Origin of the sequence: Streptomyces sp. NPDC057486, from assembly GCF_042802415.1 — a bacterium.
In the GTDB taxonomy this organism is placed as follows: Bacteria; Actinomycetota; Actinomycetes; order Streptomycetales; family Streptomycetaceae; genus Streptomyces; species Streptomyces yanii.
Map to the genome: position 1 here is coordinate 20121 of NZ_JBHVEE010000002.1, position 22380 is coordinate 42500.

At 70.0% G+C, this 22380-nt stretch carries 22 protein-coding genes; 12 read left to right on the plus strand and 10 right to left on the minus strand.

From position 1 onward, the window contains the following. Positions 1-115: 115 nt before the first annotated feature. Positions 116-679, minus strand: coding sequence for a hypothetical protein (locus ACFU6I_RS01690; protein WP_384360259.1), 564 nt, complete (start codon positions 677-679; stop codon positions 116-118). Between the two features lie 78 nt (positions 680-757). On the opposite strand from ACFU6I_RS01690, the gene ACFU6I_RS01695 reads away from it, so the two are divergent. Further along, positions 758-1576, plus strand: coding sequence for a hypothetical protein (locus ACFU6I_RS01695; protein WP_384360261.1), 819 nt, complete (start codon positions 758-760; stop codon positions 1574-1576). Here ACFU6I_RS01695 and ACFU6I_RS01700 read toward each other — a convergent pair. After that, the gene (locus tag ACFU6I_RS01700; RefSeq protein WP_384360263.1) at positions 1573-2034 is read right to left on the minus strand and encodes a MarR family winged helix-turn-helix transcriptional regulator; all 462 of its coding nucleotides are present in this window, start codon (positions 2032-2034) and stop codon (positions 1573-1575) included. The two genes, ACFU6I_RS01695 and ACFU6I_RS01700, sit on opposite strands and share 4 nt — an antisense overlap. Positions 2035-2164: 130 nt before the next feature. On the opposite strand from ACFU6I_RS01700, the gene ACFU6I_RS01705 reads away from it, so the two are divergent. The 8 genes from ACFU6I_RS01705 (at position 2165) to ACFU6I_RS01740 (ending at position 10274) form a co-directional block, all read left to right on the plus strand. Beyond that, positions 2165-3184, plus strand: coding sequence for an NADP-dependent oxidoreductase (locus tag ACFU6I_RS01705; RefSeq protein ID WP_384360265.1), 1020 nt, complete (start codon positions 2165-2167; stop codon positions 3182-3184). Between the two features lie 88 nt (positions 3185-3272). Continuing rightward, positions 3273-3701 (plus strand): organic hydroperoxide resistance protein, encoded by a 429-nt coding sequence (locus ACFU6I_RS01710; RefSeq protein ID WP_384360267.1) that lies wholly within the window; start codon positions 3273-3275, stop codon positions 3699-3701. A gap of 186 nt (positions 3702-3887) precedes the next feature. After that, complete coding sequence (locus ACFU6I_RS01715) at positions 3888-5234, plus strand: extracellular solute-binding protein (protein WP_384360269.1); 1347 nt, start codon at positions 3888-3890, stop codon at positions 5232-5234. 44 nt (positions 5235-5278) lie between these two features. Further along, positions 5279-6190 (plus strand): carbohydrate ABC transporter permease, encoded by a 912-nt coding sequence (locus ACFU6I_RS01720; RefSeq protein WP_384360588.1) that lies wholly within the window; start codon positions 5279-5281, stop codon positions 6188-6190. Then, positions 6187-7068 carry a carbohydrate ABC transporter permease gene (locus tag ACFU6I_RS01725; RefSeq protein WP_384360271.1) on the plus strand — a complete coding sequence of 294 codons (882 nt, stop codon included), beginning with the start codon at positions 6187-6189 and terminating at the stop codon, positions 7066-7068. Before ACFU6I_RS01720 ends, ACFU6I_RS01725 begins: the two co-directional genes overlap by 4 nt. 147 nt (positions 7069-7215) lie before the next feature. Next, complete coding sequence (locus ACFU6I_RS01730) at positions 7216-8733, plus strand: alpha-N-arabinofuranosidase (RefSeq protein WP_384360273.1); 1518 nt, start codon at positions 7216-7218, stop codon at positions 8731-8733. Between the two features lie 111 nt (positions 8734-8844). Continuing rightward, a complete protein-coding gene (locus tag ACFU6I_RS01735; RefSeq protein WP_384360275.1) occupies positions 8845-9651 on the plus strand; it encodes an EI24 domain-containing protein in 807 nt (268 codons plus the stop codon). A 14-nt stretch (positions 9652-9665) separates the two neighbouring features. After that, the gene (locus tag ACFU6I_RS01740; protein WP_345519505.1) at positions 9666-10274 is read left to right on the plus strand and encodes a LysE family transporter; all 609 of its coding nucleotides are present in this window, start codon (positions 9666-9668) and stop codon (positions 10272-10274) included. A 97-nt stretch (positions 10275-10371) separates the two neighbouring features. Here the strand turns inward: ACFU6I_RS01740 and ACFU6I_RS01745 are convergent, their stop codons facing one another. Further along, positions 10372-10995 (minus strand): TetR/AcrR family transcriptional regulator, encoded by a 624-nt coding sequence (locus tag ACFU6I_RS01745; protein WP_384360277.1) that lies wholly within the window; start codon positions 10993-10995, stop codon positions 10372-10374. A gap of 160 nt (positions 10996-11155) precedes the next feature. Here ACFU6I_RS01745 and ACFU6I_RS01750 point away from each other — a divergent pair, with 160 nt between their 5' ends. Beyond that, positions 11156-13627, plus strand: coding sequence for a beta-glucosidase (locus tag ACFU6I_RS01750; protein ID WP_384360279.1), 2472 nt, complete (start codon positions 11156-11158; stop codon positions 13625-13627). A 68-nt stretch (positions 13628-13695) separates the two neighbouring features. Here the strand turns inward: ACFU6I_RS01750 and ACFU6I_RS01755 are convergent, their stop codons facing one another. Then, positions 13696-14697: an aldose epimerase family protein gene (locus ACFU6I_RS01755; RefSeq protein WP_384360281.1), complete on the minus strand. Its 1002-nt coding sequence runs from the start codon at positions 14695-14697 to the stop codon at positions 13696-13698. Between the two features lie 30 nt (positions 14698-14727). Beyond that, the gene (locus ACFU6I_RS01760) at positions 14728-15645 is read right to left on the minus strand and encodes an SGNH/GDSL hydrolase family protein (RefSeq protein ID WP_384360283.1); all 918 of its coding nucleotides are present in this window, start codon (positions 15643-15645) and stop codon (positions 14728-14730) included. A gap of 351 nt (positions 15646-15996) precedes the next feature. On the opposite strand from ACFU6I_RS01760, the gene ACFU6I_RS01765 reads away from it, so the two are divergent. After that, positions 15997-16491 (plus strand): DUF3145 domain-containing protein, encoded by a 495-nt coding sequence (locus ACFU6I_RS01765; RefSeq protein ID WP_384360285.1) that lies wholly within the window; start codon positions 15997-15999, stop codon positions 16489-16491. A 203-nt stretch (positions 16492-16694) separates the two neighbouring features. On the opposite strand, the gene fabF is transcribed toward ACFU6I_RS01765, so the two are convergent. From fabF to ACFU6I_RS01790, 5 genes are all read right to left on the minus strand, one after another. Continuing rightward, positions 16695-17957 carry a beta-ketoacyl-ACP synthase II gene (gene fabF / locus ACFU6I_RS01770; RefSeq protein WP_266986001.1) on the minus strand — a complete coding sequence of 421 codons (1263 nt, stop codon included), beginning with the start codon at positions 17955-17957 and terminating at the stop codon, positions 16695-16697. Between the two features lie 77 nt (positions 17958-18034). Continuing rightward, positions 18035-18283, minus strand: a complete 249-nt coding sequence (locus tag ACFU6I_RS01775) for an acyl carrier protein (protein ID WP_030925892.1) — start codon at positions 18281-18283, stop codon at positions 18035-18037. Between the two features lie 63 nt (positions 18284-18346). After that, positions 18347-19348 carry a ketoacyl-ACP synthase III gene (locus tag ACFU6I_RS01780; RefSeq protein WP_384360287.1) on the minus strand — a complete coding sequence of 334 codons (1002 nt, stop codon included), beginning with the start codon at positions 19346-19348 and terminating at the stop codon, positions 18347-18349. A 13-nt stretch (positions 19349-19361) separates the two neighbouring features. Further along, positions 19362-20276 carry an ACP S-malonyltransferase gene (locus ACFU6I_RS01785; RefSeq protein WP_384360289.1) on the minus strand — a complete coding sequence of 305 codons (915 nt, stop codon included), beginning with the start codon at positions 20274-20276 and terminating at the stop codon, positions 19362-19364. 89 nt (positions 20277-20365) lie between these two features. Next, positions 20366-21565 carry a helix-turn-helix domain-containing protein gene (locus tag ACFU6I_RS01790; RefSeq protein ID WP_208857587.1) on the minus strand — a complete coding sequence of 400 codons (1200 nt, stop codon included), beginning with the start codon at positions 21563-21565 and terminating at the stop codon, positions 20366-20368. A 128-nt stretch (positions 21566-21693) separates the two neighbouring features. Here ACFU6I_RS01790 and ACFU6I_RS01795 point away from each other — a divergent pair, with 128 nt between their 5' ends. Beyond that, complete coding sequence (locus tag ACFU6I_RS01795; protein ID WP_384360291.1) at positions 21694-22350, plus strand: pirin family protein; 657 nt, start codon at positions 21694-21696, stop codon at positions 22348-22350. The last annotated feature ends 30 nt before the right edge of the window (positions 22351-22380 follow it).

A 22380-nucleotide genomic window follows, 5' to 3' on the forward strand; every position in this document is an offset into this window, starting at 1 on the left:
CGGCGGCAGCCGGCCCTCTCTGCATCGTGCGCCGTCCGGAGGAATCGCGCGCGTTGGGATGAGCCGGAGGGAGTATGGAGCTGACGGGTCGCCAGATGTGGGCGACGCGCCGAATTCAACCGGGCAGCAGTCGCTGGAACAGCCCCCAGGTGAATTCGGCCACGTACGGTGCCCCCGTCACGGGGTCGTTGATCGCCAGTGCCCAGCGGGTCGGTGCGCTGCCCTCCATCGGGCGGGCCGGCGCGAAGGCACGCGCCACCTCGTCGACGGTGCACGACCAGGGGCGCAGATCCTCGACGGTGCGCAGCTCGGGGCCGGCCGCCCCCGGGGCTCTGACCAGCCATTCGTTCCATACGGCCGCGCCGGGCGCGACCATCACCTCGAACCGCAGATCCGGCCAGAGCGGCACCGGCCAGAGCAGGGCATCGCACTCCAGGTCGCCGATCCGGCGGCGTACGGAGGACTCGGGTTCGCCCAGCACCGAGCGGTAGCGGCGCAGCGAACCGCGGCCGCGGGGCGCGCGCACCATCGCCTGCCAGCGGCGGTTCGCCTCCCGCATCTCGGAGAGCGAGGCGCTCAGTTCGTGCCGGGCATCCTCGACGAGGCCGGGTTGATGGTCGGCCATCCGGCGGAGCAGGACGAGCTGGAATTCGAGCGGACCGAAGGGAGCGGTGGTCATGGAATCAACGCTTCCACACAGGATCCTCACCTGAGCGGCTTTCTCTGTTGCCCTATCGGCACATAATCTGCGGGCGCCATGGATTACTGCCACCCGTGTCAGCGGCATCTCAACGGAGCCCTCGCCTGTGCCGGGTGCGGAACCCCCGTCGAGGCGCTGAGCCACTACGCCACGCCCTTCCTCTCCGGCCACGAACCGGACGCGGAGCGCGAGACGACCGCACCGCCCCTGGCGGCCGGACGCCGCCGGTCCCGCGGCGCCGCCGAACCTGTGCGCGGATCCCGGGGCAAGCGCGCCCCGGGCGGCCGGGGAGAGCGGGGTGGCCGGGGCAATCGACGCGGCCGGGAAGGGCGAGGCGTCAAGGAGGGCCGTGGCCGCCGTTCGCACCGTCGCCGCGGCCGTACGGCTCTGCTCGCCGTCCTCGGGGTCGTGCTCGCCGCCGGTGTCCTGAGCTTCGCCCGGCTGGCCATCGAGCCGAACGGCGACGACCACGCCTCCGATTACGTACGCGAGGCCACCGACGTCACGACCGAACCGGCACCGGACCCCTCGTCGAGCCACGACGTCGACGGTCCCGGACCGGTGGACGGCCCCTCCGTGGTCCCGGTCACCGATGCGCACACCTCCGGCACCCGCCGTCCGGCCGCCTCGACCGGCACCGGGGCCCCGGGCGGCGAGGGCTCCGCCCCGCCCGCGGCCACCACCACACCGCCCGACGGCGCCGGCTCCGCCACGGAGCCGCCGTCCGGACCGAGTCCTTCGGGGACGCCTCGCGACCCGGCGGAGTCGGGGGAGCCCACCGGCACCGCGTCGCCGCCCCAGAATCCGGCGCCACCCACACCCACACCCAGCCCGACCAGGACGGAGACGTGCTGGTTCCTGTTCTTCTGCTCCTAGGGCGTCCGCGGCCCGGGGTCCTGGGACTCCGCGTCCACGCCCAGCATCCGCCGCAGCAGATCCCGCAGCACCGCGCGGTCCGTGTCCGACAGTTTCGCCAGGGGCTCCCGGGCGAAGTTGAGCGACTCGCGCAGCTGTCGCGCGGTGTCGATGCCCTTCTCCGTCGGGGCGGCCAGTTTCACCCGCCGGTCGGCCGGGTCGGGCCGACGCTCGACAAGGCCGCGGGTCTCCAGCCGGTCGACGATCCCCGTCACGTTCGACGGCTCGCACTTCAGCTTCTGGGCGATCCTGCGCATCGGCATCGGCTCCAGGGAGAGCAGTCCCAGGACTCTGGCTTGCGCGCCCGTCAGTGAGTGCGCGGCCGCGGCCTGGTCGTACTCCTCGTAGTAGCGCGCCACGACAGTGCCGATGAGCTCGACGACTTCGAGGGTCAGAGGGTCTGTTCGCGTGGTGGCCATGACACTCAGGATACTCCGTTGCTTGACAACATGAAATATTCAGGAGCATGGTTGTTTCACGTCATGAAGCTTTTCTCCGTTGCAGGAACGCTTCCCCCCACCCGTAAGACATTGAGGAGACCTCGAGCCCATGTCTGCAGCACTTCCCACGTCCAGCCGTGAATGGCACCTCGTCGCCCGCCCCCACGGCTGGCCGAAGGCCGAGGATTTCGCGCTGCGTGAGGCCCCGGTCACCGCTCCCGGCGAGGGTCGCATCCTCGTCCGCAACCTGCACTTCTCCGTCGACCCGTACATGCGGGGCCGGATGAACGACGTGAAGTCGTACGTCCCGCCCTTCAAGCTGGACCACCCCATGGAGGGCGGCGCGGTCGGCGAGGTCATCGCCTCCGGCGCCGAGGGGATCGCGGTCGGCGACCACGTCCTGCACGGTCTGGGCTGGCGTGAGTACGCCGACGTCCCCGCCGAGCACGCCGTGAAGGTCGACCCGGACCTGGCCCCGCTCTCCGCCTACCTCGGCGTGCTCGGCATGACCGGGCTCACCGCCTACGCCGGCCTCTTCGAGGTCGCCTCCTTCAAGGAGGGCGACGCCGTTTTCGTCTCCGGTGCCGCCGGTGCGGTCGGCAGCCAGGTCGGCCAGATGGCCAAGCTCAAGGGCGCCTCGCGGGTCATCGGTTCGGCCGGATCCGACGAGAAGGTCAAGCTCCTCGTCGAGGAGTACGGCTTCGACGCGGCGTTCAACTACAAGAACGGCCCGGTCGCCGAGCAGCTGCGCGAGGCCGCCCCCGACGGCATCGACGTCTACTTCGACAACGTCGGCGGCGAGCACCTCGAAGCGGCGCTCTCCTCGCTCAACGTTCACGGCCGCGCCACCATCTGCGGAATGATCGCCCAGTACAACGACACCGAGCCGGTCCCCGGCCCGCGCAACCTCGCCCTGGTCATCGGCAAGCGGCTGCGCCTGCAGGGCATGCTCGTCGGCGATCACGCCGCGCTCCAGCCGCAGTTCGTCCAGGAGGTCGCCGGCTGGCTGGCCTCGGGCGAGCTGAAGTACGGCGAGACCTTCGTCGAGGGCATCGAGAACGGCTTCGAGGCGTTCCTCGGTCTGATGCGCGGCGAGAACACCGGAAAGATGATCGTCTCCCTCGCCTGAAGGTCACTCCCGGGCACCCGTTAGTCTCATTGCAAGCCGTCGCGATCGTGGGCGCGAGTCGCGGCGCTACAGCAGAGGAACACTCAGCATGAGCATTCAGGACATAACCGTCGCGTACACCGCTGTCGCCACCGCGGAGAACGGCCGTGACGGCCGTGTCTCCTCCGACGACGGCCGGCTCGACGTCGTCGTCAACCCGCCGAAGGAGCTGGGCGGCAGCGGTGCGGGCACCAACCCGGAGCAGCTCTTCGCGGCCGGCTACAGCGCCTGCTTCCAGGGCGCTCTCGGCGTCGTGGCCCGCCAGGAGAAGGCCGACATCTCCGGCTCCACCGTGACCGCCGCCGTCTCCATCGGCAAGACCGCCGAGGGCGGCTTCGGCCTGGAGGTCGCGATCTCCGCGACCATCCCGAACGTCGACACCGCCACCGCGCAGTCGCTCATCGAGAAGGCCCACCAGGTGTGCCCGTACTCGAACGCCACGCGCGGCAACATCAAGGTCGAGCTGTCGGTCGTCTGATCGCCCGTACGGCTCGTACGTGACCGAGGGTCGCACCCCCGCCAGGGTGCGGCCCTCGTTTTTGTTCGATATCCCGGACATTGTTCGGAATTCTTGCGCGACCCATTGACGCGCAAGCGCTTCGATTTTACGGTCCGTTCGAAGTTACGGGCAGCATTCGGGATTTCGAATAAGTGAGGGCAGGGAATGGGACGACCTGGCCTGAATCGCAGGCAACTGATCACGGGGCTGGGTGGGTTGGCCGTCGCCGGCAGCTTCGGCTTCGCGGCGCTGGGAAGCGGTGCGGACGCCCTCGCGTCGAGCGCGGCCTCCCGGGTCCGCTACTGGAATCTCTTCAGCGGCGGCGACGGCTCCAACATGATCGCGATGCTGGACGCCTTCCGTAAGGCCAACTCCGGCATCGCGGTGAAGGACGCGACCCTCCAGTGGGGCAATCCGTACTACACCAAGCTCGCGATGGCGGCCGCCGGCAGCCGCGCTCCGGACCTCGCCGTCAGCCACCTGGGACGTGTCGCGGGCTTCGCGCCGGGACGGCTCCTGGACCCCTGGGACACGGACCTGCTCGCCACGTTCGGCGTACGCGAGCAGGACTTCAACCCGGCGCTGTGGAAGCGCGCCTTCATCGACGGCAAGCTGTACGCTCTGCCGCTCGACATCCACGTCCAGCTGAACTTCTATCGCAAGGACGTCCTCAAGAAGGCCGGCCTGCTCGGCGACGACGGCCTCATCGTGCCGATCGCCTCCACCGAGGAGTGGTTCGACGCACTCAAGGCCGCCAAGAAGGCCACCGAGAACGGGCTGCAGACCGTCGGTATCCACGCCAACGACCAGAACTTCGCCTGGTGGTTCTTCGTCGCCTTCTACACCCAGCTCGGCGGAACCTACTTCGACGACGCGATGACCGAGGTCACCTTCGACGAGGAAAAGGCCACCCAGGTCCTGGAGTTCCTTCGGCAGCACGTCACCGACGGGTACGCCACCGCGGGCGCGGCCGATGCCGAGCAGTTCATGAACGGCTCACCGTTCACCTGGGAGGGCAACTGGTCGGTCCCCGTCTACTCGGGCGCGAAGATCGAGTACGGCGCCGCCCCGCTGCCGCCGGTCTTCGGCAAGCAGGCGACCCACGCCGAGTCGCACTCCTTCGTCCTGCCGCACCAGTCGGACCGAGGCGGCTCCTCCAACGAGGGCGCGCACCGACTGGCCGCGTACATCGTCAAGAACGCCCTGGCCTGGGCGGCGGGCGGGCACATCCCCGCGTACACGCCGACCCTCGGATCCGCCGCGTACAAGAAGCTCACGCCGCAGAACGAGTACGTCTCCGCCATGGATCACCAGGCGACGGAGCCGAAGGCCTGGTTCTCGGGCTCCACCGGGACGCTCGCCGCCCGTATCGGACCGGTCGTGGCCTCCTCCACCCTCGGCTCCGCCAAGCCCGCCGCGGCCGCCCACCGCATGAAGAACGTCCTCGAAACGCTCCTGGCGATGAAGAACCCGATGGATGGCAGGACCGCCGCGCAGGGAGGTGCCGCATGACGACGACACACGCCGAGGCCGCTCTCGCGCCCGCTTCGAAGTCGATGCGTTCCATCAGCTCGGGGGATACGGAGAGCGCGCGGGCCCGTGCGGGGCGGGCGCTCCAGCACGGCGGCTGGTTCGTCGCGCCGTTCCTCGTGCTGTTCGCGCTGTTCGTGATCTGGCCGGTCCTGCGCGGCGTGTATCTGAGCTTCACCGACGCCAACGTCTCCGGCGTCGGTGCGAACTTCGTCGGCTGGGACAACTACCGCGAGGCGTTCGACGACCCGCTGGTGTGGGACTCCCTCGGCCACAGCGCCTACTTCACGCTCCTGGTCGTACCCTGCATCACGGTCCTCGCCTTCCTGATGGCGATGCTCGCCCACCACATCGAGCGCGCCAAATGGCTGTGGCGGCTGTGCTTCTTCGCCCCGTTCCTGCTGCCGTCGACGGTCGCGAGCAACCTGTGGCAGTGGCTGTTCAACCCCGGGACCGGGATGGTCAATTACGTCCTCGGCGTCGACACGCCCTGGCTCACCGACAAGTCAACGGCCATGCTCGCCGTCGTCATCACCACCCTGTGGTGGACGGTCGGCTTCAGCTTCCTGCTCTACCTGGCCGCGCTCCAGACCATCCCGGACCACCTCTACGAGGCGGCCAAGCTGGACGGTGCCAACGCCTGGCACCGCATGGTGCACATCACCGTACCGATGCTGCGGAACATCACCGGGCTCGTCATCGCCCTGCAGATCCTCGCCTCCCTCCAGGTGTTCGACCAGGCCGTCGTGATCTACGACTTCGGTCCGGGCCCCGAGGAATCGACCCGCACCTTCGTCCAGTACACCCTTGAAGAGGGCTTCACCAGCTACCGCGTGGGCTACGCCTCCGCGATCTCCATCATCTTCTTCGTGATCATCGCGGCCGTCGCCCTCGGGCGCATGTGGCTGCTGCGCAAGCGTGAGGAGGGCGTGCGATGACCGCCACGCAGATCCGTGTCAGGACCGGCCCGGTCGGGGCGGGCAAGGTCCGCAAGCCCTGGACCGCTGGCCAGATCGTCCTCACCGTGGTCGGCGTCGCCGTCTCCGCGGTGTGGGTGGCCCCGCTGGCCTGGGCGCTGTTCACCTCCCTGAAGTCGGAGACCGAAGCCGTCGAGGTGCCGCCGCACTGGCTGCCGAAGGTGTGGACCGCCCAGGCGTGGAAGGCCATCTTCGAGACCGGCAACATCACCAACTGGTTCGTGAACTCGCTCGTCGTCTCGGTCTGTGTCACGGTCATCGTGCTGGTGGTCAGCGCGCTTGCCGGATACGGCTTCGCACGCACCGAGTTCCGCGGCAAGGGCGCCCTGATGGGCCTCGTCATGGCCGGACTGATGGTCTCGCCGGCGGTGCTCGGCGTACCGCTGTTCAGCACTGTCCAGTCGATGGGCATGGTCGACACCTACTGGGGCATGATCCTGCCGCAGTGCGCGCCCGCCGCGATGGTCTACATCCTCTACAAATTCTTCCAGGGGATTCCGAGGGAGCTGGAGGAGGCCGCCTTCATCGACGGCGCCGGTCGCTGGCGGGTGTTCTTCACCATCATCGTGCCGCTGTCCCGGCCCTCCCTCTCCGCGGTCGGCATCTTCACCTTCATTGCGTCCTGGAACAACTTCCTGTGGCCGTACATGGTGACCAACAACCCCGACCTGATGACCATGCCGAACGGCATCGCGACCGTGATGAATTCCTACGGCATCCAGTGGGCCCAGCTCATGGCCGGCGGCCTGATGGCCGGGCTGCCGCTGATCATCGTCTTCGTCTTCTTCCAGCGTCAGATCGTCAGCGGCGTCGCCCACACCGGCCTGGCCGGGCAGTGACCCGTACCGAGACCCCGGAGGCAGTTCCCGTGCAACGAACTGCGCCGGAGCCGCGACGGCCGGCCCGTCGTGGGACGACCCCGCACACGCACAGTCCTGCTCATTTTCCCGACCGATGACCGAGATACCGAACACACCGAGGAAGTCATGACCCGCACCGCGCGCTTCACCCTCGACCCGGCGTTCACCGTCGGCGACGTCGACCCCCGCCTCTTCGGCTCCTTCGTCGAGCACCTCGGCCGCTGCGTCTACGACGGCATCGTCGAGCCCGGCCACCCGGCCGCCGACGAGGCCGGCCTGCGTACGGACGTCCTCGAACTCATCCGTGAGCTGGGTGTCACCGCCATCCGCTACCCCGGCGGCAATTTCGTCTCCGGCTACCGCTGGGAGGACGGCGTCGGCCCCGTCGACGAGCGCCCGCGCCGCCTCGACCTGGCCTGGCGCTCCACGGAGACGAACCGCTTCGGGCTCTCCGAGTACATCGCCTTCCTGAAGAAGATCGGCCCCCGGGCCGAGCCCATGATGGCCGTCAACCTCGGCACCCGGGGCGTTCAGGAAGCCATCGAACTCCAGGAGTACGCCAACCACCCGGCCGGCACCGAACTCTCCGACCGCCGCATCGCACACGGCGACAAGGACCCCTTCGGCATCAGACTCTGGTGCCTGGGCAACGAGATGGACGGTCCCTGGCAGACCGGCCACAAGACCGCCGAGGAGTACGGGCGGCTCGCCGCCGAGACGGCACGGGCGATGCGCCAGATCGACCCGTCCGTCGAACTCGTCGCCTGCGGTTCGTCCGGCCGGTCCATGCCGACCTTCGCCGAGTGGGAGGCGACGGTCCTCGCCGAGACGTACGACCTTGTCGACTACGTCTCGCTCCATGCCTACTACGAGGAACTCGACGGCGACCGCGACTCGTTCCTCGCATCCGCCGTGGACATGGAGTCCTTCATCGAGAGCGTCGTCGCCACCTGCGACCACGTCGGGGCCCGCCTCAAGTCGTCGAAGAGGATCAACCTCTCCTTCGACGAGTGGAACGTCTGGTACATGAGCCGCACCCAGAAGGAGGCCGAGGAGAACCCGCTCGACTGGCCCGAGGCGCCGCGCCTGCTGGAGGACAACTACACGGTCACGGACGCCGTCGTCTTCGGCACGCTGCTCATCGCACTGCTGCGCCACGCGGACCGGGTGACCGTCGCCTGCCTCGCCCAACTGGTCAATGTGATCGCCCCCATCATGACGGAACCCGGCGGACCCGCCTGGAAGCAGACCACGTTCTTCCCCTTCGCCCAGGCCGCGGCCCACGGGCGGGGACAGGTCCTCGACGTGCGGGTCGACTCGCCCACGTACGAGACGGCGAAATACGGCGAGACGGATCTGCTGCACGCCACCGCGGTCCGTGACCCGCAGACCGGTGCGGTCACGGTGTTCGCGGTCAACCGGAGCCAGGACGCGGAACTTCCGCTCGAAGTCGCCCTGCACGGCATCGACCTGACGGCCGTTGCCGAACACCAGGTCCTCGCCGATCGGGACCCGGACGCCCGCAACACCCTCACCGACCCGGAACGCGTCACCCCGCACCCGGCCGACGGCACGAAGCTCGACGGCGGCATGCTGCGGGCGACGCTGGAACCGATGTCCTGGAACGTGATCCGCCTGACCTGAGCGCGGCAGAGGCCGAGCCCGTCCGGCGTTCGAGGACAAATCGTCCCGCCGGACGGGCCCGGCCCCGACTCCCCGGTCACCGGTGTCCACCGCCGCCAGTACGCTGACGCCATGCGTGATCTAGGGGCGGGTTTCAGCTATTTGATCAAGGGGCAGCGCTGGGTGGCCCGGCACGGACGATGGTTCGGCTTCGGTCTGATCCCCGGCCTCATCACACTCGTCGTGTACGTGGGAGCGCTCATCGGTCTCGGCTACGGAGCCGACGACCTCGTCGCCTGGGCGACCCCGTTCGCCGACGACTGGTCCAGCCCCTGGCTCGGTCTTCTCCGCACCACGCTCACCGTGCTGGTCTTCGCGCTCGGCCTCTTCCTCGCCGTGGTCACGTTCACCGCCGTGACCCTGCTGGTCGGCCAGCCGTTCTACGAGTCGCTCTCCGAGGAGGTCGACCGCACGGAGGGCGGCGAGGTCCCCGAGTCCGGGCTGCCGCTCTGGCGCGAGCTGTGGATCTCCGCCCGTGACAGCATCCGCATCCTGGTGCGTGTCACGCTCTACGCCGTCCTGCTCTTCGCCCTCGGATTCATCCCGGTCGTCGGCCAGACCGTGGTCCCGGTCATCGGCTTCTGCGTCACCGGCTACTTCCTCACCGAGGAACTCACCGCCGTCGCGCTCCAGCGCCGTGGCATGGTCCTGGCCGACCGGCTCGTCCTGCTGCGCGGCCGCCGCATGCTGATCCTCGGCTTCGGCGTACCGCTGGGACTCGCCTTCCTGGTCCCGTTCGTCGCCGTGTTCCTGATGCCGGGCGCCGTCGCCGGGGCCACCCTGCTCGCCCGGGACCTGGTGGCGCCGCCCGCCGACGACGAGGACGCGTCCCCGTCCGCGTCCCCGTCCCCGTCCCCGTACAGCGTCAACACGGACTGAGGAGACCTGAGCTCATGACCGAGATCATCGCCGTCGCCGTCATCACCGTCCTCGCCGTCATCAGCCCGGGCGCCGACTTCGCGATGGTCGTGCGCAACAGCTATCTCTACGGCCGGACGACCGGGCTCCTCGCCGCCGCGGGTGTCGCCGCGGGCGTCCTGGTCCATGTCACGTACACCATGCTCGGCGTCGGGCTGCTGATCGCGTCCTCGACCGTCCTGTTCACCGTGATCAAGCTGGCGGGTGCGGCGTATCTCGTCTACATCGGGGTACGGACCTTCTTCGCCCGCAACGACCTCGCCGTCGACCTGGAGTCGAAGCCGGGACTGAGCCGGCTCGGGGCCCTGCGCACCGGCTTCCTCACCAATGCGCTGAACCCCAAGACCACGCTCTTCGTCGTGTCGACGTTCACCCAGGTCGTCGGACCCGACACCGGCTTGTGGCGGCAGGCCGGCTACGGGCTCTTCATGTCCCTCGCCCACCTCGGCTGGTTCGGACTGGTCGCCCTGTTCTTCTCGCACGCCCACCTGCGCACCGCGATGCTGCGGTGGCAGAAGGTCCTCAACCGGGGCATCGGTTCGGTGCTCGTCGGACTGGGCGTCACGCTGGGCCTCGCCCGCTGAGGTCCGCGACGGACGTCGGCTCGCAGAGGACTTCGAGGGCGGTCGCCCGGTAAGCCGCATGGTGCACGCGCTGGTTATCGATCTTGTCGTATCGGTGTTATCGCTGGTCATCCGACTCGCGGGTGGGGTCTTCGTGCTCGTCGGCTGCGTCCGGGGATCCCGGCTGCAACAGCCGCAGGAAGTCCCGGAACGCGGCCGGCATGTCCACCGATCCGGGGTCGAGCAACCACTGGTACTGGAGCCCGTCCAGCACCGCCACGAGCAGCGGCGCGGCCCGCTCCGGAGTGAGGCCGCCCGGCAGTGTCCCGCCGTACTCCGTGCGCAGCATGGCCGCCATGCTCGCGCGCACCTGTGTGTAGCGGCGGGTGAAGAACTCCCCGGCCGGATGCCCCTCCGTCACGCTCTCGCCGAGCAGCGCCGAGAACGTCTGGACGACGCCGGGGCGCATCGCGTTGTACTCGACGAGCGAGTCCAGAAGATCCACCCGCCAGGTGCCGTCACTGCGGGACCCGCCGCCCGTGTCCCACTGGTCGCGCTCCTCCAGTACGGCGACGAGCAGCGCTTCCTTGGTCGGGAAGTAGTGCAGCAGTCCCTGCTGGCTCAGCCCGACCCGCTCGGCTACCGCGCTCAGCGTGGCGCCGCGGTAGCCGCGTTCGGCGATCACTTCCAGCGTGGCGCGGAGGATCTCCGCCCGCCGCTCCGCGGTTCTGGCCCGCACCATCGCGCCCGGCCCCTTTCGGTGCTGTCGGTTCCTCAAGCAGGACCGTACGCCATCCCCGACATGTCGCATAACAAAGCAATAACAAAGCCTACTGCTCTACTGGTAACCGAGTCACCATGGAGACAATTCCGCAGAGTATTCACCACGAGGAGGTACGGCCGTGGCAGGCGCGTCCACACCCACCCAGCCCGACGAGGCCCGCGAGGCCGCGGTCGAAGCGGCGCTGGCCGCACTCGGACTCGACGACAAGGCCCGGCTGCTGGCCGGCCAGGACATGTGGTCGCTGCCTGCGCTCCCCGCCGTCGGCCTGGGCTCGCTCGTCATGTCCGACGGCCCGATCGGTGTCCGCGGTGTCCGCTGGACCGCCGAGGACCCCTCCGTCGCCCTGCCGTCGCCCACCGCGCTCGCCGCGACCTGGGACCCGGCGCTCGCCCGCCGCGCGGGCCGGCTGCTGGCCCAGGAGGCCCGCCGCAAGGGCGTGCACGTCCTTCTCGCCCCGACCGTCAATCTCCACCGGTCGCCGCTCGGCGGGCGCCACTTCGAGACGTACAGCGAGGACCCGTACCTCACCGGCGAGATCGGCGCCGGCTATGTGCTCGGCGTTCAGGACGGCGGCGTCGGCACGACCGTGAAGCACTTCATCGCCAACGACGCCGAGACCGACCGCTTCACCGTCGACAACATCGTCGCCCCGCGCACGCTCCGCGAGATCTACCTGGCCCCCTTCGAACGGATCGTCAAGAACGCCCACCCATGGGGCATCATGGCCGCCTACAACCAGGTCAACGGCTCCACCATGACCGAGCACCGCTACCTGCAGAACGCGGTGCTGCGCGGCGAGTGGGGCTTCGACGGCTCCATCGTCTCCGACTGGCTGGCCGCCCGCTCCACCGGCGCCGCGATCAACGGTGGCCTCGACATCGCCATGCCGGGGCCGAAGACGGTGTACGGAAAGGCGCTGGCCGCGGCCGTCCGGGCCGGCGAGGTCGAGGAGTCCGTCGTCGACGGGGCCGTGCGCAACGTACTGCGCCTCGCCGCCCGCGTCGGCATCCTGGACGGCGCCCCGCCCGTCGTCGACCCGGCGGACCACCCCACCGGCATCGACGGCGACGCGCTCGCCCGCGAGATCGCCCGCCGCTCCTTCGTCCTCGTACGCAACGAACGCGCCGCGCTCCCCGTCGACCCGGCCGTCGTGCGCAAGGTCGCCCTCAGCGGCGCGCTCGCCCGCGACGCCCGGGTCCTCGGCGGCGGCTCCGCACAGGTCTTCCCGCACCACATCGTCTCGCCGCTCGACGGCCTGATCGCCGCCCTGCCCGAGGACGTCCTCGACTACCGCGTCGGCGCCGACCCGAACAATGAACTCGCCCCCGCCGAGAAGGGCTTCGAGCTCCGGGCCGTCTGCTACGACGCATCCGGTGCGGTCCTCGGCTCGGCGCCGCTGCACAGCGGCACCGTCCAGTGGATCGGCGACGACCTCCCCGACGGCGTGACCCACGAGACGCTCCACAGCGTCGAGATCACCGGCACGTTCGTCCCGCGCGACACCGGCGAGCACCTCTTCGGCACCCGCGGCACCGGAGCGCTCACACTCACCGTCGCAGGCGAGACCCTCTACGACGACATCCATCGGGTCACCGGCTCCTCCGACCCCGGCGAGGCGTTCTTCGGCAACCCGCTGGAGCGGGGCCGGGCGACCCTCGCGGCGGGCACCCCCGTCGAGGTGTCGCTGCGGCAGGTCCCCGAGACGCTCGGCGCCGACTCGCCCATTCCCGGCGTCTCGTTCTCCTTCTGTCACCTCGGCCCGCGCCGCGACCCCGACGAGCTGATCGCCGAGGCCGTCGAGGCGGCCCGCGCCGCCGACACCGCGATCGTCGTCGTCGGCACCACCGAACGCGTCGAGTCCGAGGGCTTCGACCGCACCGACCTGATGCTCCCCGGCCGCCAGGACGATCTCGTCCGGGCCGTCGCCGCCGCCAACCCGAACACCGTGGTGGTCGTCAATTCCGGTTCCCCGGTGGAACTTCCGTGGCGCGACGAGGTCGCCGCGGTGCTGCTCAGCTGGTTCCCCGGTCAGGAGGGCGGCGCGGCGCTGGCCGACGTTCTGCTAGGCGCCGCCGAACCGGGCGGCCGCCTGCCCACCACCTGGCCGGTCGCACTCGCCGACGTCCCGGTCTCCGTCACGACCCCCACCGACGGTGAACTCCACTACGAGGAGGGCGTCTTCGTCGGCTACCGGGCCTGGGAGAAGGCGGGCATCCGACCGGCGTACCCCTTCGGCCACGGACTGGGCTACACCACCTGGGAGTACGAGTCCCTGACGGCCGCCCCCGACTCCGCCACCGTCCGTCTCCGCAACACGGGCACCCGCCCCGGAGCCGAGACGGTCCAGATCTACCTGGCACCGACGGACGACACCGCCGAGCGCCCGGCCCGCCGGCTGGCCGGCTTCGCCCGCGTCGAAGCGGCCCCGGGCGAGAGCGCCGAGGCCGTGATCGAACTGGACCGGCGCGCGTACGAGATCTGGGACGAGGCGGCGTACGACTGGACCCTCGTGCCCGGCACGTACGAGGTGCAGGCGGCGCGCTCGCTCGGCGACGTACGCCTGACGGCGGCCACGGAGGTCAAGGAGTAGCGGCAGCCCCTCGGACCGGAGAGCCCCGGAGCGGCACCCGACCCCGCTCCGGGGCTCTCCTCATCCGGTCAGCGCACCGAGAACCCGTACACGGTCGTCGACGCATACTCCTCGCCCGGCCGCAGCACCGTGCTCGGGAACTCCGGCCGGTTCGGCGAGTCCGGGAAGTGCTGCGTCTCCAGCGCGATCCCGTCGCAGGGCCGGTACGGCCGCCCGTCGAGGTGGTCGGCGGTGTACAGCTGCATTCCGGGCTCGGTCGTGGTGACGGTCAGGACGCGCCCCGAGCCGGGGTCGTACAGCTCGGCCACCGGACCGTCCACCGCCTCGTCCAGCACGAAGTTGTGGTCGTATCCCGTGCCGACCGTCCGGGCCGCACGGAAGTCGAACCGGGTACCGTCCACCGGCAGCAGCTCGCCCGTGGGAATCGACGCGCCGTCCACCGGGGTGATCCGCCCGGCCGCGATCCGCAGGGTGTGCCCGGCCGCACTGCCGCTGTCGGCGCCGGCCAGGTTCCAGTACGTGTGATTGGTCAGGTTCACCACGGTCGGTGCGTCCGTCGTCGCCCGGTACGCGATGCGCAGCGCCCCGTCCTCGTCCAGGGTGTACGCCGCCGAGACCGCCAGCCGCCCCGGGAAGCCCTCCTCGCCGTCCTCCGCGACCAGCGACAGCTCCACACCGCCCGGGACCTCCCGTGCCTCCCACACGCGCTTGTCGAAGCCGAGGGCTCCGCCGTGCACATGGTTGCGCCCCTCGTTCCGGGTCACGTGGTGGGTCTGCCCGTCGAGCACGAAGGAAGCGCCCGCGATCCGGTTCGCGTACCGTCCGACCAGCACCCCGAAGTAGGGGCCCGAGCACGTCTCGTACGCCGCGAGATCCGGCAGCCCGAGCGCCACCCCGGCCCGCAGGCCGTCCCGTCCGGGCACCTCCACCGACTGCACGGCGCCGCCGTACGTCAGGACGCGCACCCGCGTACCGGCCCGTTCCAGCGTCCAGCGGTGGACGGCGGTGCCGTCCGCGAGGGTGCCGAAGAGGTCCGTACGTATCGCCGTGCTGCTCAAACGCGTGTCCATGATCACGGACCATAGACCACGTGCCGATGGCTACGCCGGGGGCTTCCGAGCCGTGATATTGCGGTAGGCGATCTCGGCGAGCCGGGCCTGGCCGCTCAGCCCCGGATGGAACCAGTCCCACTGGCTGAGCTGCCGTCCGGTGAACCGGTAGTCGAAGACCGCACCGCCGTCGTACCGGCAGCGCGGATCCTTCGCGCACACGTTCCGCAGCACCTCGTTGTACGCCACGACCCGCTCCTGCACCGAGGCCCGGCGCGCCTCGGCCCCGGCGCTCATGTCATCCGCATGGCCCAGCATCGACTTGCAGATGCCCAGCTTCCAGATCTGCTTGCCCAGGGGGTTGTCGCGCCCAGTCGACCAGAGGCGTTTGAGATCCGGCACGCTCGACACGTACACCTGCGCCTTCGGCGCCTTGCTGCGGAGCTGCCGCATCGACGCTTCGAACGAGGCCCGGAAGTCCGCCACCGGCGTCATCAGTCCCGCCGAGTCGCGGCAGGCGTCGTTGGCGCCGATCATCACGGTCACCAGGTCCGGCTTCCGCTCCGCCGCGAGAGCCATCTGCTCCGGCAACTGGGCGATCCGGGCCCCGGTCTCGGCGTGGTTCCAGCTGTGCGAGGCCGCGCCCGAGGAGCCGAGCAGCCGCACCGCCAGGCTCCGGACCTCGCTGTCCGTGCCGGTCGCCCAGGAGACCTCAGGACAGTCGGCCAGCACGGAGCAGGCGTCGAAACCACGGGTGATGGAGTCCCCGACTGCGGCGACCGACCCGGGACTGCGGTTCCAGGCGGGGGAGGGCGCGGCAGACGGGCGGTGCTGCCCGGCGGCGGAACTCCTGGTCGTCCCGTCCGACCCCGTGTCACAGCCGGCCAGCGCGGCCGCGGCGATCACCGGAAGCGCCGCCAGAACGGCGGCACCGGTGCGCGAGCGATGGCTCGCGGAACGTTTCTGCATCCCTCTTGCCCTCCCGTTTATGCCCCCGGCAACCCCCCAGGGCCCCAGGCGACACGCCCGCGCGCCCTGCCGGGTGAAAGGTGTGCGAATGATGGGCCCAGGACCGACGGTACGTCACACCTGGGGCGTCGCCGCACGGTAGCTTTTCCCCGTCGAACCAGTGCCACGTTCCGCCACCCGGCTCCACTTGGGTGGTTTCGTATTATCACATCACGTCACATACTGTCCTTTTTCTGGAGATTCACTCCCGATGCTGTTTACTGACGACAACCTCGGGGACCGGCCGAGAAAAGGCGGTACGGGCGCGAGGCCGCTGGGGAAGGCGAACCTCGTCCCACACTGGAGGTCCCGGTGACGACACGTGGAGTCCTGTACGTTCACTCCGCACCGCGCGCGCTCTGCCCACATGTCGAATGGGCGGTGGCAGGTGTCCTCGGTGTGCGGGTTCAGCTCGACTGGATCAGACAGCCGGTCTCGCCCGGCACCTGGCGTTCCGAGTTCTCCTGGAAGGGTGCCGCGGGGACCGCGTCGAAGCTTGCCTCCGCACTGCGGGGGTGGGATCTGCTGCGCTTTGAGGTGACGGCGGAGCCGTGTGCGACGGCGGAGGGCGAGCGGTACAGCTCCACGCCGGAGCTGGGCATCTTCCACGCGGTCACCGGCATGCACGGCGACATCCTGGTGCCGGAGGACCGGCTGCGGGCCGCACTGGCGCGGTCGGTGCGGGGGGAGACGGAGCTGGAGACGGAGATCGCCAAACTTCTCGGCAAGCCGTGGGACGACGAGTTGGAGTCGTTCCGGCATGCGGGGGAGGGGGCGCCGGTGCGGTGGCTCCACCAGGTGGTCTGACCCATCGGCGGGTGCGGGTCGCGCCTGCGCGGGCCTGCTCCCCTGCCCGTCCCTTCCCGACACCGGAGGCTCCGCCCCGGACCCCGCTGCGCGATCGCCGGAGGAGCATGATCTTCTGCCCGGGCGATGGAGGACATCGTTCAGCCCGGACAGCGGTGAAGCCCGCCTCCCCGAGGGGACGGCGGGCTTCGGCGCGCTGGGGGTCAGACGCTGCGGAATGCCAGCACCACGTTGTGGCCCCCGAACCCGAACGAGTTGTTGATCGCGGCGATCGACCCCTCGGGCAACGGACGGGGCTCATCGCGCACGATGTCCGCCTCCACGGCCTCGTCGAGGTTCTCCACGTTGATCGTCGGCGGAGCCATCCGGTGGTGCAGCGCCAGGACCGTGGCAACGGTCTCGATGCCGCCCGCGCCACCGAGCAGGTGACCGGTCATCGACTTCGTCGCGGAGATCGCGACATGGTCGAGGTCGTCGCCCAGGACCTTGCGCAGAGCCTTCAGCTCCGCGACGTCGCCCTGCGGCGTCGACGTGGCGTGCGCGTTGAGGTGCACGACCTCCGACGGCTTGAGGTCCGTCTGGTCCAGCAGGTTCTGCATGGCGGCAGCGATCCCGCGTCCGGTCGGCTCGGGCTGGGCGATGTGGTGGGCGTCCGCGGACAGCCCCTGTCCCAGCACCTCGCAGTAGACCTTGGCGCCCCGCGCGGCAGCGTGCTCCGCGGACTCCAGGACCACGACGCCCGCGCCCTCGCCGAGCACGAAGCCGTCACGGCCCGTGTCGTACGGACGAGACGCCTTCTCGGGCTCGTCGTTGTTCTTGGACATGGCCATCATGTTGGCGAACGCCGCGATCGGCAGCGGGTGGATGGCCGCCTCGGTGCCACCGGCGAGCACGACATCGGCGCGGCCGGTGCGGATCATCTCGACGGCGTAACCGATGGCCTCGGCGCCCGACGCACAGGCGGAGACCGGAGTGTGGACACCGGCCTGCGCGTTGACCTCGAGGCCGACGTTGGCCGCCGGGCCGTTCGGCATGAGCATGGGCACGGTGTGCGGGGAGACGCGGCGTACGCCCTTCTCCTTCAGCACGTCGTACTGGTCGAGGAGCGTGATCACGCCACCGATACCGGAGGCGATGACCGAGCCGAGCCGGTCGGGCTGGATCTTCTCGTCCTCACCGGCCTTGCCGGTGAAGCCGGCGTCCGCCCATGCCTCGCGGGCCGCGATCAGCGCGAACTGCGCCGAGCGGTCCAGCTTGCGGGCGAGCGGGCGGGGCAGTACGTCGCCCGGGTCGACGGCCGCGAGGGCGGCGATCCGGACGGGCAGTTCGGCGAAACGCTCGCCCTCGAGAGGCTTGACGCCGGAACGACCGGCCATCAGACCTTCCCAGGTCGACGCGGAGTCGCCACCCAGCGGAGTGGTTGCGCCGATACCGGTGACGACCACGGTGCGATTGGTCGAGTTCACTGGAAAATCTTCTCCACGTGTAGAGGGTCGTGAATCAGCGGCGCCACCGCCGGGTGGCGACACACGAGCCGGCTGGATCAGGCCTGGTGCTTCAGGATGTAGTCGGCAGCATCGCCGACCGTCTTGAGGTTCTTGACGTCCTCGTCCGGGATCTTGACGTCGAAGCGCTCTTCGGCGGCGACGACGACCTCGACCATGGACAGCGAGTCGACGTCCAGGTCGTCGGTGAAGGACTTGTCCAGCTGGACGTCCTCGACCGGGATACCGGCGATCTCGTTGACGATCTCGGCGAGACCGTTGACGATCTCTTCCTGGGTGGCGGCCATGTTGGCGCTCCTTCGATGTATTTCTGCAGGGTTCGGACGTCCGGACCGGAAGGTCCGGTGTGCCTAGGGGAGAGTAACGACCGTCGCGGCGTAGACGAGACCCGCCCCGAAGCCGATGACGAGCGCGGTGTCGCCGCTCTTCGCCTGACCGGTCGCCAGGAGCCGCTCCATGGCGAGCGGAATCGAGGCGGCGGAGGTGTTGCCGGTGGTCTCCACGTCACGGGCGACCGTGACGTGCTCCGGCAGCTTCAGGGTCTTCACCATCGAGTCGATGATCCGCATGTTGGCCTGGTGCGGGATGAAGACGTCCAGGTCTTCCGGGGCGACCCCGGCCGCGTCCAGCGCCTGCTGGGCGACCTTCGCCATCTCGAAGACGGCCCAGCGGAAGACCGCCTGACCCTCCTGCGTGATGGCCGGGAACTTCTCCGGACGGTCGGCGTGGAACTCGTCCCACGCCACGGTCTGCTTGATCGTCTCGGACTTGTCGCCCTCGGAGCCCCAGATCGTCGGGCCTATGGCGGGCGCCTTGGAAGGGCCGACGACGACCGCGCCGGCACCGTCGCCGAACAGGAACGCCGTCGCGCGGTCGTGCAGGTCGGTGAGGTCGCTGAGCCGTTCCACGCCGATGACAAGTACGTACTCCGCCGAACCCTCGACGATCAAGCCCTTGGCGAGGGTCAGGCCGTAGCCGAACCCGGCGCAGCCGGCGGAGATGTCGAAGGCGGCGGGCTTGCCCGCACCGATCTTGTGGGCGATCTCGGTCGCGATGGCCGGCGTCTGCTTGAAGTGCGAGACGGTGGAGACGATGACGGCGCCGATCTGCTCCGGCGTGATCCCGGCATCGGCGATGGCCTTGCCGGACGCCTCGATGGACATCGCTGCCACGGTCTCCTCCTCGGAGGCCCAGTGGCGGGTCGCGATGCCGGAGCGGGAGCGGATCCACTCGTCCGACGAGTCGATCGTTTCGAGGATCACCTCGTTGGGCACCACACGGGTCGGGCGGTAGCCGCCCACACCCATGATCCGTGCGTACGCGGCGCCCTGGCTGGGCTTGATCTTCGACATGCTCTCGGGCTCCTTAGGCGTCTGCGTGCTCAGCGAGGAGCGCGCGGGCCGCGTCGAGGTCGTCGGGGGTCTTGAGCGCGAGGGTCTGCACCCCGGGCAGTGCCCGCTTGGCGAGACCGGTCAGGGTCCCACCCGGGCAGGCCTCGATGAGCGTCGTGACGCCCAGCTCCTTGAACGTCTCCATGCACAGGTCCCAGCGGACCGGGTTGGCGACCTGGCCGACCAGCCGCGAGATGACCTCGGCGCCGGTGGCGACCGGCTTTCCGTCGGCGTTCGAGACATACGTCACAGTCGGCTCGGAGACCGTCAGTGCCGCGGCGGCCTCGCGGAGCCGGTCGACGGCGGGAGCCATGTGGTGCGTGTGGAAGGCGCCGGCGACCGTGAGGGGCACCACCCGGCGCACGCCCTCGGGTTTGTCCCTGGTCAGCGCGGCGATCTGAGCGGCGGTGCCGGCGGCGACGATCTGGCCGCCCCCGTTGACGTTCGCCGGGGTCAGCCCGAGCTTCTCCAGGTGCGGGACCGTCACCTCCGGGTCGCCGCCGAGCAGCGCCGCCATGCCGGTCTCGGTGACCGCTGCGGCGTCCGCCATGGCGAGCCCGCGGGTGCGTACGAAACGGAGCGCGGTCTCCTCGTCGAGGACACCGGCGAGCGCCGCCGCGGTGATCTCACCAACGCTGTGACCTGCGACGACATCCGGCGACGCGGCCAGCGCGGAGGCGGACAGCAGGCCCGCGGCGACCAGCAGCGGCTGAGCAACCGCGGTGTCGCGGATCTCGTCCGCGTCGGCCTTCGTGCCGTAGTGGGCGAGGTCGAGCCCGATGGCGTCGGACCAGGCCGCGACGCGGTCGGAGGCACCGGGGAGGTCGAGCCAGGGAGTCAGGAAGCCGGGCGTCTGAGCGCCTTGGCCGGGAGCGACGAGTACGAGCACCCTCACACTCTCTCTTGTGAACGGTCCTGAACGCCCGTGGGGACAGGGACGAAGAACCGTAGGGGGAATTGTTGATGTCCGACAAAAGTCTAGGACTGGGTATCCCTGTCGGCCAGACGCCCCAGAATCAGGGCGATTCGCAACGTGAACGCCGAGCGGACATCGGATGGCGACCACCCGGTGACGTCTGTCACACGTCGAAGCCGGTAGCGCACGGTGTTGGGGTGCACGAACAGCATCCGGGCCGCGCCCTCCAGGCTGCTCGCCTGCTCCAGGTACACACTCAGAGTCTCCAGCAGCGCCGAGCCCGCTTCCTCCAGCGGTCTGTAGATCTCCTCCACCAACTGGTCCCGCGCGGCGGGGTCGCCCGCAATGGCGCGCTCCGGCAGCAGGTCGTCGGCCAGAACCGGCCGCGGCGCGTCCTGCCAGGCACCGCACGCCTTGAGCCCGGCGGCGGCGGCCTGGGCGGACCGGGTGGCCGCCAGCAGGTCGGGCACCACGGGTCCGGCGACGACCGGGCCGGCCGCGTACGGGCCGATCAGCGCCTTTGCGACGTGCAGCGGGTTGTCGCTGCCGCCCGCGATGACGACCAGACGGCTGCCGAGCACTCCGGTGAGGACCTGGAGCTTGGCGTGGCGGGCGGCGCGTCGGATCGCCTCGACGGTCAGTTCGCTGTCGCCGTCGGGGGCCGTACCGAGGATCACGCACACATGCTCGGGCGAGTTCCAGCCGAGCGCGGCGGCCCGGGAGACGGCGCCCTCGTCGGCCTCCCCGGACAGCACCGCGTTCACCACGAGCGATTCCAGCCGGGCGTCCCAGGCACCGCGCGCCTCGGCCGCCTGCGCGTACACCTGGGCGGTCGCGAAGGCGATCTCCCGTGCGTAGACGAGCAGCGCCTCGCGCAGCAGCGACTCGTCGCCGGGCGCGGCGACCTCCTCGATCGCGGCCTCCATGACCTCGATCGTCGTGCGCACCATCTCGACGGTCTGGCGCAGCGTGATCGCCCGTGTCAGCTCGCGCGGAGCCGTACCGAACACATCGGTGGAGATGGCCTGAGGCGTCTCCGGGTGCCGGAACCACTCGGTGAAGGCGGCGATTCCGGCCTGGGCCACCAGGCCGATCCATGACCGGTTCTCCGGTGGCATCGCCCGGTACCAGGGCAGCGACTCGTCCATGCGGGCGATCGCGTTCGCGGCCAGCCGGCCGGAGGACTGCTCCAGCCGCTTCAGGGTCGCGGCATGCAGGTGGGCGTCATTCGCAGCAGGCTGCTCAGGATCGGATCGGGGCACGGACACAAGATTGCCTTATCGGGCCGCGGGCACGGTGGGCCGGGGCCGCCGCGGGTCGTACTGCCGAGTAGCGGACGGCCGGTCACCGGTCGTGACGCGGGGGCGCCGGGCCGGGCTACCGTGGACCCGTGATTTCCGTACAGCGCGCGGACGACCGGTATACGGGCGGGGACGAGGCCGCCGGCATCCTGTCCCGGCACGCTTTCTCCTTCGGCTCCTTCTACGACCCGGACAACCTGCGCTTCGGCGCGATCCTGGCCTGCAACGAGGAGCGACTGGCGCCCGGCGCGGGCTTCGACGAACATCCGCACAGCCACACGGAGATCGTCACCTGGGTCGTCGAGGGAGAGCTGACCCACCGCGATTCGGCCGGCCATGCGACCGTCGTACGGGCCGGAGACGTCCAGCACCTCAGCGCCGCGGCCGGGGTGCGCCACGTCGAACGCAACGACGGAGACGTTCCGCTGACGTTCGTTCAGATGTGGCTGTCGCCGCTCTCCCCGGGTGGCGAACCCTCGTACACGATCGTTTCCGGCATCGCCGACTCCACCCCGTACGCCCTCCCGGAGGCCGGTGCGATGCTGCACGTACGCAGACTGGCTTCCGGGGAGCGCACCGCGGTGCCGGACGCGGCGTGGGTGTACGTCCATGTGGTGGCCGGGGGCGTGTGGATCGGCGACGAGGAGCTGGAGCCGGGTGACGCGGCACGGATCACCGGCGAGGAGGGGCTGGAGCTGGTGGCGGCCGGGACGGCCGAGGTACTGATCTGGGAGCTGTCGGCCTGAGAGCGGGGTGCGAGTGGCCGGGAATTCCGT

Coding starts and splice junctions, on each gene's coding strand:
- ACFU6I_RS01725 (WP_384360271.1), top strand. CDS start 6,187: ATGACCGCCACGCAGATCCGTGTCAGGACCGGCCCGGTCGGGGCGGGC.
- ACFU6I_RS01745 (WP_384360277.1), bottom strand. CDS start 10,995: ATGGTGCGGGCCAGAACCGCGGAGCGGCGGGCGGAGATCCTCCGCGCC.
- ACFU6I_RS01715 (WP_384360269.1), top strand. CDS start 3,888: ATGGGACGACCTGGCCTGAATCGCAGGCAACTGATCACGGGGCTGGGT.
- ACFU6I_RS01760 (WP_384360283.1), bottom strand. CDS start 15,645: ATGCAGAAACGTTCCGCGAGCCATCGCTCGCGCACCGGTGCCGCCGTT.
- ACFU6I_RS01695 (WP_384360261.1), top strand. CDS start 758: ATGGATTACTGCCACCCGTGTCAGCGGCATCTCAACGGAGCCCTCGCC.
- ACFU6I_RS01755 (WP_384360281.1), bottom strand. CDS start 14,697: ATGGACACGCGTTTGAGCAGCACGGCGATACGTACGGACCTCTTCGGC.
- ACFU6I_RS01780 (WP_384360287.1), bottom strand. CDS start 19,348: ATGTCGAAGATCAAGCCCAGCCAGGGCGCCGCGTACGCACGGATCATG.
- ACFU6I_RS01705 (WP_384360265.1), top strand. CDS start 2,165: ATGTCTGCAGCACTTCCCACGTCCAGCCGTGAATGGCACCTCGTCGCC.
- ACFU6I_RS01690 (WP_384360259.1), bottom strand. CDS start 679: ATGACCACCGCTCCCTTCGGTCCGCTCGAATTCCAGCTCGTCCTGCTC.
- ACFU6I_RS01720 (WP_384360588.1), top strand. CDS start 5,279: ATGCGTTCCATCAGCTCGGGGGATACGGAGAGCGCGCGGGCCCGTGCG.
- ACFU6I_RS01710 (WP_384360267.1), top strand. CDS start 3,273: ATGAGCATTCAGGACATAACCGTCGCGTACACCGCTGTCGCCACCGCG.
- ACFU6I_RS01700 (WP_384360263.1), bottom strand. CDS start 2,034: ATGGCCACCACGCGAACAGACCCTCTGACCCTCGAAGTCGTCGAGCTC.
- ACFU6I_RS01735 (WP_384360275.1), top strand. CDS start 8,845: ATGCGTGATCTAGGGGCGGGTTTCAGCTATTTGATCAAGGGGCAGCGC.
- ACFU6I_RS01775 (WP_030925892.1), bottom strand. CDS start 18,283: ATGGCCGCCACCCAGGAAGAGATCGTCAACGGTCTCGCCGAGATCGTC.
- ACFU6I_RS01740 (WP_345519505.1), top strand. CDS start 9,666: ATGACCGAGATCATCGCCGTCGCCGTCATCACCGTCCTCGCCGTCATC.
- ACFU6I_RS01730 (WP_384360273.1), top strand. CDS start 7,216: ATGACCCGCACCGCGCGCTTCACCCTCGACCCGGCGTTCACCGTCGGC.